The organism is Cytobacillus oceanisediminis 2691, assembly GCF_000294775.2.
Lineage (GTDB): Bacteria > Bacillota > Bacilli > Bacillales > Cytobacillaceae > Cytobacillus > Cytobacillus pseudoceanisediminis.
Window position 1 is genome coordinate 307491 of sequence record NZ_CP015506.1, and the last position, 16752, is coordinate 324242.

Here is a 16752-nt window from a genome sequence, read left to right on the forward strand (position 1 = left end):
AACTGAATGACTGTCGGGGGGATATTTGGATGAAGAAAATGTTAGCCATCCTAGCAAGCAGCGCATTATTAATGCTGGCTGCCTGTGGATCAGGAAATGAGGAAACCAGCGGGGAATCGTCAGAAAAGAAAACCGTAAAAATCGGGATCACGCAAATTGTGGAGCACCCATCATTGGATTCTGCGAGAGAGGGATTTATTGCCGCATTGAAAGATGCTGGTTATGAAGAAGGAAAAAATCTTAAAATCGACTTCCAAAACGCCCAGGGGGATATGAACAATAATATGTCCATTGCCCAGAACCTGGTAGCGGACAAGAATGATTTGATTCTTGCTATCGCGACTGCCAGTGCACAATCCGTTGTGCAATCCACAAAGGATATTCCAATCCTTTTTACAGCCATCACTGATCCTGTTGGTGCTGAGCTTGTGGAAAGCATGGAAAAGCCAGGCGGGAATGCAACGGGTACATCTGATACACATCCGGATGCCATCAAAAAAACGATTGACTCCATTAATACATTTGTACCGGAAGCCAAGAAGGTCGGCATCATCTACAATGATGGGGAGCCAAACTCAGTAGTAAATGTTAAGCATGCGAAAGAAGCCATCGAGGCAGCAGGACTTGAAGCGGTTGAAACGACTATTTCAACAAGCTCCGAGGTAAAGCAGGCTGCAGAATCCTTAGTAGGCCGTGCTGACGTGTTCTACATCCCTAAGGACAATACAGTTGTATCTGCCCTTGAATCTGTGCTGAACGTAGCCAATGAGAAAGACATTCCAGCATTTGTTGGAGAAAGCGATTCGGTTAAACGGGGCGGATTTGCTTCCTATGGTTTTGAGTATCATGATCTTGGATACTCTACTGGCCAAATGGCCGTTGATATCCTTGAAGGCAAAAAGCCTGGTGAGATTCCTGTTGGCTACCCTGAAAGTCTTGAGCTGGTGATTAACAAAAAAGCAGCTGAGGAGCAGGGAGTCGCTTTAACGGATGAAATGCTGAAGGATGCTAAGGTGGTTGAGGAATAAATAGGTTGTTAAAAGATACAGCGATTCAGCTGTATCTTTTTTTTGCTTTAAGAACACGGAAATTTTTTCTTGAAAATGATTCAAAAGAACTACAAAAGCCGGAAGGGTGATTTTAGGAAAAAAAAGGGCTCAACAAAGTTTAATTAAAATATAAATAATAAGGTAATTCTGCCTATAAAATACAATTGGGGGTTTATAGATTAATAGGAATAAAACCACAGACATAATTCGACAAGGCCACTCAAGCGATTTGACGAGTTTTGACTGCCATGATAGTAATAAAAAGGTAGAAAATTTGAATTTTAAAATGAGTGAATAACAAAAAATTAGAAAAAACCTATGAAAAAAATACCAATTTTGGTTTAAGTATCTCGAAATTGGGTATTGGTGGGTATAAATAACTGTTTTGTTATTTTTTGCAAGTAAGTAATTGACCTTTTAATTGTGTATTTTTACAATAATAGTAACCTATTGAAAAGGAGAGATTTGAATGTCAGGAGTTATTCGCGTTACACCAGCAGAATTAGTAGGCATGTCTAACCGTTATAATGGAGAAAGCAGCCAGGTTGGGGATCAGATTGTCCGTTTGGATAATATGATTCGTGAACTGGAAGGTGCATGGGAAGGGGAAGCAAGCAGAGCGTTTGCTGAACAATACCAATCTTTAAGACCTTCATTTGTTCAAATGCAGCAATTATTAGAGGATATCTCTGTTCAGCTTAATAATACTGCAAGAGCTCTTGAGGATGCTGATAACCAGATTGCTGGCCAAATCCGCGGCTAATTTCATCTGAATCAATAAAGTGGAGAAGGAGCGCTACATTCATCAGATGAAAAGCGCTCTTTTTTTGTACTAAATTAGCAAATTTTCACTTTGGTAATTTGTCTAGCTCCAGCGCCTACCCCCTCGAGGTGTCGAGGGTGATCGAGGCGCTTGCGCTTTTCTAGTGGGGTGTTGAATATGTACATAGAATTAACAATTGATCTGAAAAATTATGAAGTTGAACCTTTTGATCTCCGTCTATCTAACTATCACTCTGTTAAAAAAGTAGTTGATATTGTTTGGCAAGCTAAGTCGATTCCTCAGCCGCCCCGGGAAGGCTATTGGGTCAGAATTCCTAACAAGCAAATGATTCTGTCAGGAAACGATAAGCTGGCAGAAAAGGGGATTACCACTGGGGACCGTTTCGAAATTTTATAAAGGAGCATTAAAAAATGTCAGAAAAGAGTCAAACCTACCTTGAAGAGCAGCTTGAAGCGGTTGTCGAAACAGATCATCAATCCCTTACCATTCTTTTTCAAAGAGAGAAAATAAAAGCTGATGCTGCTGCGGAATTGGAATTGCTCAAAGCTATGGATTCAGCTATAAAAAGGGATGTCCATTTAACAGAGGATGAACTGCGCCTCGTCCTGCAAATTCCCTCAAATTATTTAACCTTTTCCAAATTAAAAAAGAAAGACCAAAGAAGCAGATGGATCTTTTCTTCACAGCTCCTCAAGCTTGTGAAAAGTCATCCATATACCAGACTGCATCTCATTGTTTGTCCGGAAAATTTAGTGGCTGATGAAAGCCTGTCGCCGCATTTGCTTCACTATGGTGTGAAAGAAAGCCTTCCGCCTTATGAAGCCAATCATGAAAAACTCTGGATGGAATTGAAAGCGACCGTTGCAGCTGCTGTAGATGGAAAGCATTCCTTCCGGGATTACCTTAGACTCCATGAAACCATTGAACTGTCGCCTGCAGCGGCTAGTGTGATCAAAGCCAAGGATGAAAATGAATTGTCAGAAGTCATCCGGACTAATATTGAAATGCTTGAAAAGAAAGATAAGGAATATGTTAAGGTTCCGCAGAAAAAATGGAAAGCCACAAGGTATTCTGCTTGGGGTCTGCTGATAGCTTTATTGCCTTTCCTTGCTTTCAGTCTATATTCCCTTTTCTTTACACAGCCTAAACAGGCAGCATTTATTAATAGCCAGGAACACTTCTTGAAAAGCCAATATAGTGAAGTCGTTTCTGAATTATCCAATTATGATATTGATCAGATGCCGCGAGTCGTGCAATACGAACTTGCGCAGTCTTACATAATAAATGAAGCATTGACGGAAGACCAGAAAGAGAATGTCCAAAATACCATCACCCTGCAGACAGATCCTCTTTACTATCATTACTGGATTCATATTGGGAGGGGAGATGCTAAGGAAGCTCTCGATATCTCACGGGATCTTGAGGATAGAGAATTAATTCTATTTGCATTGATTAAATACCGGGAAGTTATCAAAGCAGATGATAGTCTTGAATCTGATGAAAAACAGCAGAAAATTGACGAAATTCAAGCTGAGATTGATGAGTATATAGAGGAACAGAAAGCTCAGGAGGAAGAGGAGAAGCGTCTTCAGGAAGAGCAAAGTAACAGCAGTGATAATGAGCAGGCTGTAAAACAAGAGCCTGAACAGAAGGCTGCAGAAGAGCAAAAGCCTGCAGATTCAAAGGCAGCTGAAACATCTGCTGAAAAGCCAGCCGAAAAGCAGGAAGAGGCAGCAAAGACAAAACCAAATTAAGATAGACAGGAGGTGGAGAGATGGAACAGTTATGGTTGTTTTACAGCGATTACTGCCAGCAGCTGTCTATGCCATTTGAAAATAGCAGCACGATCACCATAGGCCCAGAGCTTGAACAGCTGGTGACAATAAGGGATTTCCCTTTCACAAAAGGGGCTGTGTCAATAGAAAGGCACGACAGCTCCTATGAAGTGAGGCAAAATGAGTCAGTTCTCGGAAAGCTAAATGACGGGGAACCCTTCCAGCTAAATGATGAAGCGAAGACCCTGACGATAATCGTAACCTCTGAAAATATGAATAGCCAGACCTACTATTCTGGCTATCAAAAGCAAATAGAATTTTCCTCGGAAAACCCAGAAGCATCGATTTATAAAAAGAACGGCATTTTAATGGATGCAAGCCATTCCTTCGAACTGATTAAAACAAATAACGGCTGGATGGCAGAACCACAGTCAGGACAGCTCTATGTAAACGGAAAAAGAGCCGTAGAGAGAATTTTTCTTGAAATCGGGGATGTGCTGTTCTTCCCATTTATGTCTATTCGAATACAAGAAGAGGATCTATTCCAGATCGACAGCATTGAAAGCTATGAATCTAAGCTTCCGATTACCATCAGGCCGCAATCAGAGATGGCAAAGAAATATCCGCTCTATCGCCGAACGCCCAGAATGATCTATGAGATGCCGGATGAGAAAGTTTCTCTATCCTTCCCGTCACAGGAGCCTGATGATTCCAATCGGGGGTTATGGATGATCATTATGCCGCCGCTGATTATGCTGATCGTGATGGGCATCGTGGCTCTGATTCAGCCAAGAGGAATTTTTATTATCATTTCAATGGTCATGTTCATGACCACGTTAGTCACATCTACCGTTCAGTACTTTAAGGATAAAAGCAATCAAAAGAAGCGGAAAGAGCGCAGACATCGAGTGTATACTGCCTATCTGGAAGAGAAGAGGAAAGAGCTGCAGGCACTGTCTGACCAGCAGAGGCATGTTCTGGAATTCCACTTTCCCTCTTTTGAGAAAATGAAATATTTCACAAGCCATATATCCGACCGGATTTGGGAAAGACCCCTTGCGAGTTTTGATTTTCTGCAGTTCAGGCTTGGAACCGGTAATGTGCCAGCGAGTTATGAAGTTAAGGTCAGCTCTGGGGATATGGCTAACCGTGAAATTGATGACCTGCTTGAACAGTCACAGCAGATGGAAAAAGTTTATAAGGAAGTTAGAAATGTGCCAGTCGTGGCTGACCTTGCTAAGGGGCCAATCGGACTGATCGGAAAAGAGTCGGTTGTTAAGAATGAGATACACCAGATCATTGGACAGCTGGCGTTTTTCCACAGCTATCATGATGTACGGTTTGTATTTATTTTTAATGAAAAGGAATATAAGAAATGGGAATGGCTGAAATGGCTTCCGCATTTCCAGATGCCGCATGCACATGCAAAAGGGCTGATATATAACGAACAAACGAGGGATCAGCTGTTATCTTCCATTTATGAAATCCTGCGGGAAAGGGATTTGGATGAAAATAAGGAAAAGCAGGTGTATTCTCCGCATCTGGTGTTTATCATTACTAACCAGCAGCTGATTGCAGATCATGTGATTCTGGAGTATTTGGAGGGCGACCACTCCAACATGGGGATCTCCGTTATTACTGCAGCTGATTCAAAGGAAAGCCTGCATGATAATATTCAAACACTTGTCAGATATGTCAATCAGGAAGAAGGAGACATTCTGATTCAGGACAAAAAGGCCGTGAGCATCCCATTTAGGCTCGATGCTCATCAGAAGAAGGGAAATGAGGAATTTTCCCGTCTGTTAAGAACGCTTGATCATCAGGTTGGAATGACCAATTCCATTCCAAATAGCGTTTCGTTCCTGGAAATGATGAAAGTAAAGGAAGTGGGAAAACTTCCAATCAAGCAGAATTGGCTTACAAAAGAGTCTTCCAGATCATTGGCGGTACCAATTGGCTTAAAAGGAAAGGAAGATCTGTCGCTTTTGAATCTTCATGAAAAGGCGCATGGCCCGCACGGACTGCTGGCTGGGACAACGGGATCGGGTAAGAGTGAATTCCTGCAGACCTATATTCTTTCACTTGCAGTTCACTTCCATCCACATGAGGTCGCTTTCCTGCTGATTGACTACAAAGGCGGGGGAATGGCTCAGCCGTTTAAGAACATGCCGCATCTTCTTGGAACCATTACGAATATTGAAGGAAGCAAAAACTTCAGTTCAAGAGCGCTAGCCTCAATCAAAAGTGAATTGAAAAGACGGCAGAGGCTTTTTGATCAATACCAGGTGAATCACATCAATGATTACACAGACCTTTATAAAAACAAGATGGCAAAGGAACCGCTGCCGCATTTGTTTTTAATTTCCGATGAGTTTGCAGAGCTTAAGAGTGAAGAGCCAGAATTCATCAGGGAGCTTGTCAGTGCTGCACGAATTGGGCGAAGCCTGGGGGTGCATTTAATTCTGGCAACCCAAAAGCCAGGCGGTGTCATTGATGAACAGATCTGGAGCAATGCCCGTTTCCGGGTAGCTTTAAAGGTTCAGGACACAGATGACAGTCGGGAGATCATCAAAAACGGAGATGCAGCAGCTATTACCGTAACCGGACGCGGCTACCTGCAAGTCGGCAATAATGAAGTCTATGAGCTCTTCCAATCTGCATGGAGCGGGGCGCCTTATTTGGATGACTCCTCAGAGACAGAGGATGAAATTGCAATCGTAACCGACTTGGGCCTTGTGCCATTATCGGATGTTAATTCACGCCAAGGAAAGAAAAAAGGCGGAAAAACAGAAATTGAAGCAGTGGTGGAGGAACTTGAAGCAGCACAGTCTTCGATGGGCATTAAAAAGCTTAGAAGTCCGTGGCTTCCGCCTCTTGAAGGGCGTTTAAGCAGGAAGCTCCACCGCGCTGAAGAGAATCATGAGATTCATTTAGGGATGGTGGATGAGCCTGAGAAGCAGAGCCAGTATCCATTGAGCTATCAAATCATAGAGGATGGTAATGTGGGGGTATTTGGCTCCTCAGGTTATGGAAAATCCCATACGATTATGACAATGCTTCTCAGCATTGCCGAAAAGCGAACTCCGGAAGAAGCCCATTATTATATTTTTGATTTTGGAAATGGCTCACTTCTTCCGCTAAGACAGCTGCCGCATACGGCCGACTTCTTCCTGATGGATGAAGAACGTAAAATTGAAAAGTTCATGAATCTGATCAAGGATGAAATTGCCCGCAGAAAGCTATTGTTTCAGCAGCAGGAAGTCAGCGGAATTAAGATGTACAATTCGATGAGCAGCGAGAAATTGCCGCTCGTATATATCACATTTGATAACTTTGATTTAGTAAAAGAAGAAATGCAGGAGCTTGAAACACAAATCAATCAGATTGCCAGGGACGGACAGTCACTCGGCATTTATATGATTTTTGCTGCGACGCGGATCAATTCGATCAGACAGTCGCTTATGAACAACCTTAAAACGAAGGTTGTCCATTATTTGATGGACAGCAGCGAGGCATACTCCGTACTGGGAAGGGTTCCGTTCGCACCTGAGCCTATACCGGGAAGAGCCATTATTAAAATGGAAGAGGCATATTTCTCACAGGTATTCTTGCCGGCAGATGGCAAGGATGATTTTGAGATTATAGAAGCCATCCGGGAAGACATCCAGGAACTGAAAGAGAAATACAAGGACTGCAGGCTGCCTGAAGAGGTGCCGATGCTTCCAGCAGAGCTTAATACGATTAACTTTACCCGCTACACTAATGGAGCTGTTCAGCCGGGACTTGTGCCTGTTGGCCTTGATGAGGAATCTGTAAAACCTGTATATGCGAACTTCAATAAAACGAAACACTGCATCATCCTGGGGCAGGCCCAAAAAGGAAAGACAAATGTTCTTAAGCTCATGATCAATCACATGCTTGTTCAGGATGCAGAGTCCGTCGGTATTTTCGATTCCTTTGACAGAGGATTATCATCCTATGCCAGCGAGGAAAAGTCGGTTTATATCGAGACAAAGGAACAGATCAGCGATTGGGCAGCACAGGTGGAAGAACAATTATCCCTCAGGGAAAAAGAATATCTAAACGCAATCCAGCATGGCAAGACCGATATAGAGTTTTCGCCAATCGTACTGGCTGTGGATGGATACTCCCGTTTTGCGCAGACATTAGATAACAGTCTGCAGGAAAGAATGGCAAGGCTGATGAAAAACGGCAGCCATCTGGGCTTTAGTGTCATCGTTACGGGCAGCAATAATGAACTGACAAAAGGATACGATTCCTTAACAGCAGAAATCAAACAGATCCGCCAGGCGATCGTTCTGATGAAGAAATCGGAGCAGACGCTGTTTACCCTTCCATACGACCGGAAAGAGGCAGAGATCCAGCCGGGATATGGTTATTACGTTATAAACGGAAAGGAATTAAAAATTCAAATTCCTTTATGTGCCACTGAAAGGAAGGTCTTAGCATGACAGCCAAAACAAAATACATCGTGAAAATGGTTTTGGTGATGCTTCTGATTATCGCCGCGCCAGCCATCTTTTTTGGCTCCATTGGCGATAATCCTCTGCTAGTCAGGGAGAATGCCACAAGAACCATAGCTGTTGTTAATGAAGATACAGGCGCTGACAAGGAAGAGAAGTCACTTGATTTTGGAGAGGAAATTACATCGATTCTGCAGGACGGTTCACAGTATGAATGGACCGTCATTGGCAGGAGTGCTGCAGAGAATGGATTGAAAAATACCAAGTATGACGCAGTCGTTTATATTCCATCCAACTTTTCAAAGAACATCATGTCCTATGAAAGCAAGCAGCCTGAAAAAGCAAATTTTGAATATACGGTGCAGAACCAGCTGAACTCACTGAACCGGGAAAAGGTTCTGCGTGAGATCCAGACTGCCACCAACCGTGTTAATGGAAAGATTTCAACATTGTATTGGACCTATGTATCCCAGGACCTTGAAAATGTGAAATCCCAGTTCGATACCATTTTACAAAAAGAAATAGACTTCCAGAATGCAATGCTCGCTTTCTATAAGCCTAGTTCAAAGAACCTGGCAGAGGAAATTGAACAGCAGCGCAATATGCTGGAGAGCATTCAATCGACAGTGAAGACTACTGCTGAAAGCACTACTGAGGGTGAAAACAACCTCAGCCAATTTGAAGAGAACCTTGGCTCGTTTGTAAAGTTTGTAGATCAGTATAAAGAATACCAGGATAATCAGCAAAATATCCTTCAAAAAATGCAGGATGAAAATGTAGTCAATATTCAAGCTGTTGCGGGAAAACAGCAGCCAACTTATTCTGAGGCACTTAGTGTATTGAATAAGGGGAATCAGGAATTGGCTGGCGGGATTGATAGTGTGGAAAAGCAGCTTGAAGAGAATAGTGAAGAGTTTGGAGATTTGTCAGCTATCCGAAAAAATGAGGTAGATCGGCAAATTAAAGAGCAATATAAGGAACTAGATGAATATTTCAATAAGCAAGAAGAATCTTCCTTCAATAAAGCAGCTGAAACTATCGGTTTGTTAAAAGGAGAGCTATCAAACGGACAACAACCGGGGAATCCAGGTGCAGGATCAGGAACAGCATCTAACAAAAATCCTGGGGGAGCCAAAGCTAATTCTATAACAGCGGCCAGTTTAGAAGCCCCATCTTTACCTGGTATGGAAGAGGAAAGAAATGAAATTTTAAGCGTTGAAAAAGAGATTACAAATTTGAAAACATCTTTAGAGACGATAGAAGGTACCAAGCCGGAACAAGTTGTTTCTGCTTTGACTGTGTTACCTGCTTTATCCCAGCGCCTAATAGCAGTAGAGCAAAAACTGGCAGCGAAGGATTCTGGAGAAAACCCGCTGCAAAAAATAGTTGAGGAACTTCAGAAAGTAAATGCCAAATTAATTGAAGACCTTACCAACCTGGATGCAGCTTATAAAAGTTTAGAGGAAGAAAAGAATAGCCTCTTAGATCAGCTTGGGGCTTCAATGAGTTTCTCTTCTATGATCAATCTTATAGAGGAGAAAGAACAGCAAATCATAGAACTCGGTTTTAACTTAGCTGCTTTTAATAATGAAATTACGAATACTAAACCTGTAAAAATGATGGAGTATTATGCCTCACTTATTCAGTATGAAGATTTAATAAAAAATTCGTACAGTCAAAATCCTGAAAAGGTGGAAGAGCTTGTACAGAAATTAAATTCTATAGTAGCTGTGAATGAGGAAGAACAAAAGGTGTGGGATAACCTGAACACAGCAATACCATCATCTCAGCAAAAGCTGACAGACCTCGAAGGTCAGTTTACGGCATTCTTCACAGAATACAATAAGAAAATTGAAGAACAGCAAGCAGCCATCGAGACAGATTTGTCCGCTCTGCAGGAAAATGCAAATTCGGTTAGGGAGCAAATTCAAACGGCCTCAACCAATACACCAGTTCCTGTAGATAGCATCGACGGTACTTCTGTGATGGTCAAACAGGAAGGAATCAGCCAAAGAATGCTGATGATTAATGATCTTGTTGGGTCCATCGGGGAGAACCAAAGCAATATCGTGTCCTATACAAGCGAGCTTGAGCAAAAGGTGCAAAGTGTCCAGCAGGATGCAGATACACTGAATTCCAAGTGGGGCTCGAATGTAGAGACGACTCAGATGTTCCGGGATGATATTTACAACCTTCTTGGTAATACCTATGTGAATGGCCAAAAGAATGGCCCGGTATACGAACAATTATCCAATCCGCTTCAAATCAGCGGAGAAACAGCTGCAAAGAAAGAAGAAAGCAAGCTGCCGCCGGTTGTTGTGTTGGCCATTGTTCTGCTCAGCAGCTTAATGATCGGATACTTCAGCCATTATTTCAAAAATGCGCCGATGCTTGTCCATGCTTCCATGTTTGTACTGCTGAATCTTATTGTTGGTCTGATTATCAGCATATTTGGCCTTAATATTTACTCAATGGAACAGGATCGGGCTATTGAGTGGACGATATTCACCATATTGCTGCTGACTGCGGCTTCAGCCATTGTGCTGGCAGGATTCAAGATCGGCAATCTGGCAGGATGGATTTTGAGCGTTGGTCTCATTGCCTTCTTCATTAGTCCGTTCCTGGCTCTTACAGCACCGAATATTAACTATGAAGATCCAATGTCCAAGGTATATATGTCCATCCAGTATGATTCGCAATCACTGTTTGTTCCGGCTATTCTCATACTGCTTGGCATCATAGCCTTCCTTGCCATCATTCCATTTGCAGTCCGGTCGATAAAAGACCTGCGTACAAAAAGGGATGAGGATCAGGCTTATGAAGCTTAAAAGATTTATTAAAATCATTCTGTTGATCCCGGCGATTTGGCTGATAGCTGGCCAATCAGCCGGGGCGACCCCTGATTTTGATAACTTAACTCCGAATACCTATGAAAAAAAGGAATTCAAAGAGAATACCGATTACTTGCATGAAAAATCGCTTTATGAAAATAAAAAAGAGATCCCCGAAGAACAAAAGGATCTTACTTTTACAAAAAAGAACCTGGATCCTTTGAAGGAAGTGAAGGATCAGCTTTTTGATGGCGGTGAAACCACTAATAATACCATCACCGCAAAAGCAGACCAGCTTCAGCTTTTTTCCGATTCTAAACAGGAAAGCTTTTTGAAGGCGGAGGAGCAAACTCCAACTGAACAAGATAACAAATTAATCTATCTTTATATTATTCTGCTTATCATTGCCATAGGTGTGATTATGGGATTCCTCATACCGAGGATGGCAAAGCAGGCCGACAATTGAATAATTCCCGTACATGTCTCCGGTTTGGAGACATGTACATAAATACTGCAACCAAATTCTTCAGCAAACTCTCCTCAAATAATTGGCCTCTAAAAAATAGAATAAAGAATTAGGGATGAAAAAGTCTGGCCAAATAGCCAGCTGACGAGACTTTTAAATTATTGGATAGAATAACTTTTAAAATGAGGTGTCAAAATGAACTCATCACATGTAAGAGCCCTGGCAAGGGTATTTCAGACAGCTTCAGATGATATTAAAACAGAGGAATTCAAACTAAAGCAAAGTGTCCAAAACCATGCAGATGAATGGAAAGGCAAAGCCCGGGACAAATTTGATTCCGCATTGGAAGAAGCAGGTGTCCTCTTCCAAAGGCACTCTGATAACCTTTATAACATCAGCCGAGAACTGGAAAGCGCTGCGAATGAAGTTGACAGAGTCAGAGAAGAAATTGAAAGACAAAGAGAATTAGAGAGATTGGCAAGGCTTAAGGAAAAATAATAATTGAAGAATGTAAAGATTGGATGGGTTTTTTATGTCTAATAATGAAGAGAAGAAAAAAGGTTCTTATGACAAGAATAAAAGATATGATGGCGAAGCGGTGCCGGGATGTGCAGACCTTTTTATATTGCCAATTCAAGTATTAATAGTTGGGTATCAAATAATTAATTTAATTTAGTTAGAAGAACTAATCCGAAAAGAAACGAGGTATTGAAATGGGAAATGAAATATCTGTCAATCCAGATAGCCTGGAAGACCTGGCAAATGACTTGGTTACTCGTTTGTCCAGAGTTGAAGACGAATACAGAAACCTCCATATGGAGCTTGCAGATTTGATTAACAGCGCTCCGGCGGAATATAGGCATTGCTTCTATCATGTAGGGGATCCTTGGGGTACTGGTAATCAGCTGGTTGGGCAGCTCAGTGAAATGGAGATTGACCTGAGAATGGTCGCGAATAAATTTGCTGACGCAGATAATCTGGTCGGTAAGTTGTATAAGCTATATGAGCAATATGGTGCCGTAACAGCCCTCGGAGCATTGATGACAAAACAGCTTGCTTTTTACGGGTTGGGCTTTACTCAATTTATAAAGGATGCTGATGGTGTATTTACCTATAAACATATGGCGGCCCTTCAGAAGGTAACAGATAAAATTGATGAATCTAAAAAGTTGGGAACGATGGCAAGAGCGTTCCTGGGTCCATTATATTTGAGAAGTAAGTATAAAGATTTACCACTTGCGGATTTAATTCATAGAAAAATTGCTAAATATCTACCGGATGATGTGGCGAAGTTTGCGGGTAGCTCCAGAGCCTTTTTTGATGAAATTAAATATAAAACTTTTAATCCAACTACGTTTAAATCTTTTGTTAGTACTGGTGCCAAATTCGCTAAAACAAATGCATTAAGTACAGTTGTTTTAACCGGTGCAATGGAAGTCGGAGGAATGGGGCTTAAAATTTCAGAGAACTATGCTAAGTACGGAAATAACCCGGATGTTTTGAAGCGTGAAAATGCTAAAGCGATTGGTAATGCTGTAAATAATACAGTAGCTATCTCAGGAGGAGCAATTACAGGTGCAGTAATAGGAGGAGCTTTAGGTAGTTTAGTTGGACCGGTTGGAACAGTTGTGGGTGCAGCTGCAGGTTCATTCGTTGGTGGAATTATTGGAGAGAAAGCTGCTAAATTAACTGCTGGAATTGCTGAAAAGGGTGCTATCCTTATTAAGGAACCTTTACACCATGGAGTCGAGTTTTTTAAAGGTGGGTTTGAGAAAGCTGGAAAAGCTGTTGAAGCAGCAAATAAGGGTATTGATATTGTCAATAAACAAATTAAAGAAACAATGTCTGATCCGGTAGGGAAAATTAAAGATATTGGAAAAGGGCTGTCAAAGGCTAAGGAGACAGCTGGATCTTTATTAGATGGAGCAAAAGGGTTTTTAGATAAAAAATTATCGTTTTTTTAAGGAGGCAATATGAGTACCATTCAATTAAGTATTGAGGAACTAATTTTTGCATTTTATAGTGAAGGATTATATGAAGAAGGAATATCTATGAAAGAAACGTATTTTCCTTCACTTCAAGATTCCGAATTGAAGTTAATGCTGGAATTTGCGGCTCGCTCTTTGCTGGCAAAAGATATGGCCGTAGAGGTTAATAATCAATATAGATTAAAAGAGAACTACAAGTCTTATATTAATATTCTGAGTAATGCGGAGAAGACGGTTAAAGCTTCTAGATTTGATTTAAAGTTCGGAGGGGAAGAAAACATATCTTTTCATTTTGGAAATGGGGAAGTTTATCTTCATAAGTTATTGCATGACCATCAAGTACATTATATTACCAAATCCACACCAGAAAATATAATAACAAGTATTAAAGGTTTCTTCAATATTAGCAAGCTGCCTTTACAGGATGAAGTGCTTTTTAGTTTGAAGAATGAAGAATTTGAAGAATTCCTAGGTGATATGAGTGAATCGGATTCGTTGTCTGAATCTACTGCTCAAAAGTGGGAAAATAGGGTTAATGGTTCATTCTCATTTGAGTTTTTAAAAGATATTTCCAATAGAAAAGGAAGAATGGATAGCTTACTTAGTCTTAAATATGACTCTGCAAAAAATCCCGATTTAATTGACCTAATTTTTATTGTTCCTGGGAAATTGGACTTCTGGATGATTACAAGAGACGATAACTTAGATTTAAATATTCAAAGGGCAGACGAGACATCTATTAGAAACCTATTATTTAACAATTCTGTCCAAGGAGGAATTCCTCTTGTCCATGATTGAGAAAAAAGGAGAAGCTGTATTAATAAAAAGTTCTAAGTTCATGTATGTATGGATGTTTTTAGCTACAGTAGGATTTTTACTTGCTTGTATCTTCTTAATTACACATGGACTGAAATTTAATTCTAAATATTCTTTCCTCTATCTTGGCGGAGGAATCGTATTAACTCCCTTCTATCTTTATTTGACTATTTGGAGTCTGCCTGGATTAATGCCAGGAAAGGTTTTGTTTAAAATACTCCCGGGAGAAAAAGGAACAGTTAATGCTAAAAAAGGTACGGTATCTATAAGTAATATTCGTAATATCAATTTAGTTAGAAATCCTATAAATTTAATCAATGACATTGTTATTGAAACATTCAATGATAAAAAGATAAAAATTAGAACATATAATCTTCTTGGTGACTTAGATTATGAAATGATTGTAGATCAATACATTTATCCATATATGACTGAAAATGCAAAAAAGGTCTGGGATCGAAAGGTAGATCTTGAACGTCTTCGTAAAGTGGCAAGATACGAGAGAAAAGAACCTAAAATTGAATAAGATAAATTGAATCTGTCTAACAAGTCCTCTCATAAGAGAGGGCTTTCTCAAGGGGAGAGAAAAAAGTGACTCCTTTTATTTGTCTCAAATCTAAAGGGGGATTATTATATATCGATGGTTCAAGACAAAGATCATATAACAATAAAGAGTTCAAACATCATGTATGTTTTGGTGTCTCTTGCTACTGTAGGTTTTTTAATAGCCTGTATCTTTCTAATTGTTCACGGATTGAAGTTTGACTCTAAATATTCTTTATTCTATCTTGGCGGAGGGATAATTTTCACTCCTTTTTATCTCTATATCACACTTTGGAATTTACCAGGCTTAATCCCGGGTAAAATCTTGCTGTCCATTACACCCGGAGAAAATGGTGTGATTAAATCAAAAAAAGGTATTGTTCCAATTAAGGACATACGAAACATTGATCTTGTAAGGAATCCATTGAATTTAATTAATGATATTGTTATTGAAACATTCAATGATCAAAAAATTAAAATTCGCACGTATAACCTGATTGGTGATTTTCGCTATCAGATAATAGTTGACCAATATATATATCCTTATATGACTGAAAATGCAAAAAAAGTTTGGGATCGAAAAATAAATCTGGAGAATCTTCGGCAGCAAGCTAATTATGAGAGGCAAGGACCAAAGGCTGAATAATGGTTTTATGTGTGGAATCTCTCTTCTTTAGTATCTTTGCTTGGTTCAAAGGGGTGAATATTGTTTGTCAATGATTCAGAAAAAAGGCGAAACGGTAATCATAAAAGGTTCTAAGTTCATGTATGTATGGATGTTTTTGGCTACAGTTGGATTTTTGCTTGCGTGTATCTTCTTAATCATTCATGGATTGAAATTCAATTCAAAGTACTCTGTTCTATATCTTGGAGGAGGACTTGTCTTTACTCCCGTCATGCTATATCTCAATCTGTGGAGTTTGCCTGGCTTTATTCCTGGAAAAGTGCTATTTTCAATTGTTCCTGGAGAAAATGGCACTGTTAAAGCTAACAGGAGAGAAGTTCCAATAAAAAATATTCGTAATATTGATTTAGTCAGAAACCCACTAAATCTTATAAACGATATTGTAATTGAAACCTATGATGATAAAAAGGTAAAGATTCGAACTTATAACCTTCTAGATGATTGCGATTTTCAGATTATTGTTGATCAATTCATTTTCCCATATTTGACTGAAAATTCCAGAAAGGTATGGGATCGGAAAATAGATCTTGATAAGTTAAGGAAAGAGGATAATTATGTAAGGCGGGATCATAAGATAGAATAGATGTGTTATAAGTTTGAAGTTTCTTTACTTTAGACTTGCTGGATCAAAGGAGCGTGTCTATGATTCAGGAAAAGGGCGGCCCGGTAATTTTAGAAGTTCTAAAGTCATGTATGTTTGGAGGTTTTTGGCTACAATAGGATTTTTAGCATCATGTATTTTTTTAATAATACATGGGCTGAAATTTAATTCTAAATATCTTTGTTTTATCTTGGCGGAGGAATTATATTTATCCCTTTCTATCTTTATTTGACTTTATGGACCCTGCCCGGATTAATGCCAGGGAAGGTTTTGTTTGTAATAATCCCGGGAGAACAGGGGACAATTCATTCGAAAAAAGATACGATACCCATAAGTAGTATTCGAGATATTAATTTAGTAAGAAACCCTTTAAATTTAATCAATGACATTGTTATTGAAACATTCCATGATAAAAAGATAAAAATTAGAACATATAATCTTCTTGGGGACTTAGATTATGAGATGATTGTAGATCAATACAGTTATCCATATATGACTGAAAATACAAAAAAGGTTTGGGATCGAAAGGTAGATCTTGAACATCTTCGTAAAGAGGCAAGGTACGAGAGAAAAGAACCTAAAATTGATTAAGCTAAATTCAATCGTTCTCACAAGTTCTCTCATATGTGAGGTATTTATCAAGGGGGGAGTAAAAATTGACTCCTTTTATTTTTCGGCAACAAGCTCATTATGAAAGCCTAGAACCAAATGCTTAATAAGGCATGTAGGT

General features: G+C 39.9%; 15 protein-coding genes. All 15 read left to right on the plus strand.

Annotated elements, in window-relative coordinates:
* Window positions 1–29: 29 nt before the first annotated feature.
* The 15 genes from A361_RS01700 to A361_RS01765 all read left to right on the plus strand — a co-directional run bounded on the left by A361_RS01700 (window position 30) and on the right by A361_RS01765 (window position 16613).
* Entirely contained in the window at window positions 30–1028 is a 999-nt protein-coding gene (locus A361_RS01700; protein ID WP_019382380.1) for an ABC transporter substrate-binding protein, read from the plus strand.
* A 490-nt stretch (window positions 1029–1518) separates the two neighbouring features.
* Window positions 1519–1812, plus strand: coding sequence for a WXG100 family type VII secretion target (locus tag A361_RS01705; protein WP_009336200.1), 294 nt, complete (start codon window positions 1519–1521; stop codon window positions 1810–1812).
* A 177-nt stretch (window positions 1813–1989) separates the two neighbouring features.
* Window positions 1990–2229 carry an EsaB/YukD family protein gene (locus tag A361_RS01710; protein ID WP_019382382.1) on the plus strand — a complete coding sequence of 80 codons (240 nt, stop codon included), beginning with the start codon at window positions 1990–1992 and terminating at the stop codon, window positions 2227–2229.
* A 14-nt stretch (window positions 2230–2243) separates the two neighbouring features.
* Window positions 2244–3587: a type VII secretion protein EssB gene (gene essB, locus A361_RS01715; protein WP_019382383.1), complete on the plus strand. Its 1344-nt coding sequence runs from the start codon at window positions 2244–2246 to the stop codon at window positions 3585–3587.
* 20 nt (window positions 3588–3607) lie between these two features.
* Window positions 3608–8080 carry a type VII secretion protein EssC gene (gene essC / locus A361_RS01720; RefSeq protein ID WP_019382384.1) on the plus strand — a complete coding sequence of 1491 codons (4473 nt, stop codon included), beginning with the start codon at window positions 3608–3610 and terminating at the stop codon, window positions 8078–8080.
* Window positions 8077–10920 (plus strand): type VII secretion protein EsaA, encoded by a 2844-nt coding sequence (gene esaA, locus A361_RS01725; protein WP_019382385.1) that lies wholly within the window; start codon window positions 8077–8079, stop codon window positions 10918–10920. Before essC ends, esaA begins: the two co-directional genes overlap by 4 nt.
* Entirely contained in the window at window positions 10910–11389 is a 480-nt protein-coding gene (gene essA / locus A361_RS01730; RefSeq protein ID WP_019382386.1) for a type VII secretion protein EssA, read from the plus strand. The genes esaA and essA overlap by 11 nt, the downstream gene beginning before the upstream one ends.
* A 195-nt stretch (window positions 11390–11584) precedes the next feature.
* On the plus strand, window positions 11585–11887 hold the full coding sequence (locus A361_RS01735) for a WXG100 family type VII secretion target (RefSeq protein WP_009336194.1): 303 nt from the start codon (window positions 11585–11587) through the stop codon (window positions 11885–11887).
* Window positions 11888–11921: 34 nt separating this feature from the next.
* The gene (locus A361_RS29785; RefSeq protein ID WP_019382387.1) at window positions 11922–12065 is read left to right on the plus strand and encodes a hypothetical protein; all 144 of its coding nucleotides are present in this window, start codon (window positions 11922–11924) and stop codon (window positions 12063–12065) included.
* Window positions 12066–12204: 139 nt separating this feature from the next.
* Window positions 12205–13353: a glycine zipper domain-containing protein gene (locus A361_RS01740; RefSeq protein ID WP_236887961.1), complete on the plus strand. Its 1149-nt coding sequence runs from the start codon at window positions 12205–12207 to the stop codon at window positions 13351–13353.
* A gap of 9 nt (window positions 13354–13362) precedes the next feature.
* Window positions 13363–14175, plus strand: a complete 813-nt coding sequence (locus tag A361_RS01745) for a hypothetical protein (protein ID WP_009336192.1) — start codon at window positions 13363–13365, stop codon at window positions 14173–14175.
* Window positions 14168–14719 carry a DUF5381 family protein gene (locus A361_RS01750; RefSeq protein ID WP_026041748.1) on the plus strand — a complete coding sequence of 184 codons (552 nt, stop codon included), beginning with the start codon at window positions 14168–14170 and terminating at the stop codon, window positions 14717–14719. Before A361_RS01745 ends, A361_RS01750 begins: the two co-directional genes overlap by 8 nt.
* A 114-nt stretch (window positions 14720–14833) precedes the next feature.
* On the plus strand, window positions 14834–15382 hold the full coding sequence (locus A361_RS01755; protein WP_009336190.1) for a DUF5381 family protein: 549 nt from the start codon (window positions 14834–14836) through the stop codon (window positions 15380–15382).
* A gap of 70 nt (window positions 15383–15452) precedes the next feature.
* On the plus strand, window positions 15453–16004 hold the full coding sequence (locus A361_RS01760) for a DUF5381 family protein (RefSeq protein ID WP_026041749.1): 552 nt from the start codon (window positions 15453–15455) through the stop codon (window positions 16002–16004).
* A 246-nt stretch (window positions 16005–16250) separates the two neighbouring features.
* On the plus strand, window positions 16251–16613 hold the full coding sequence (locus tag A361_RS01765) for a DUF5381 family protein (RefSeq protein ID WP_019382391.1): 363 nt from the start codon (window positions 16251–16253) through the stop codon (window positions 16611–16613).
* Window positions 16614–16752: the final 139 nt, after the last annotated feature.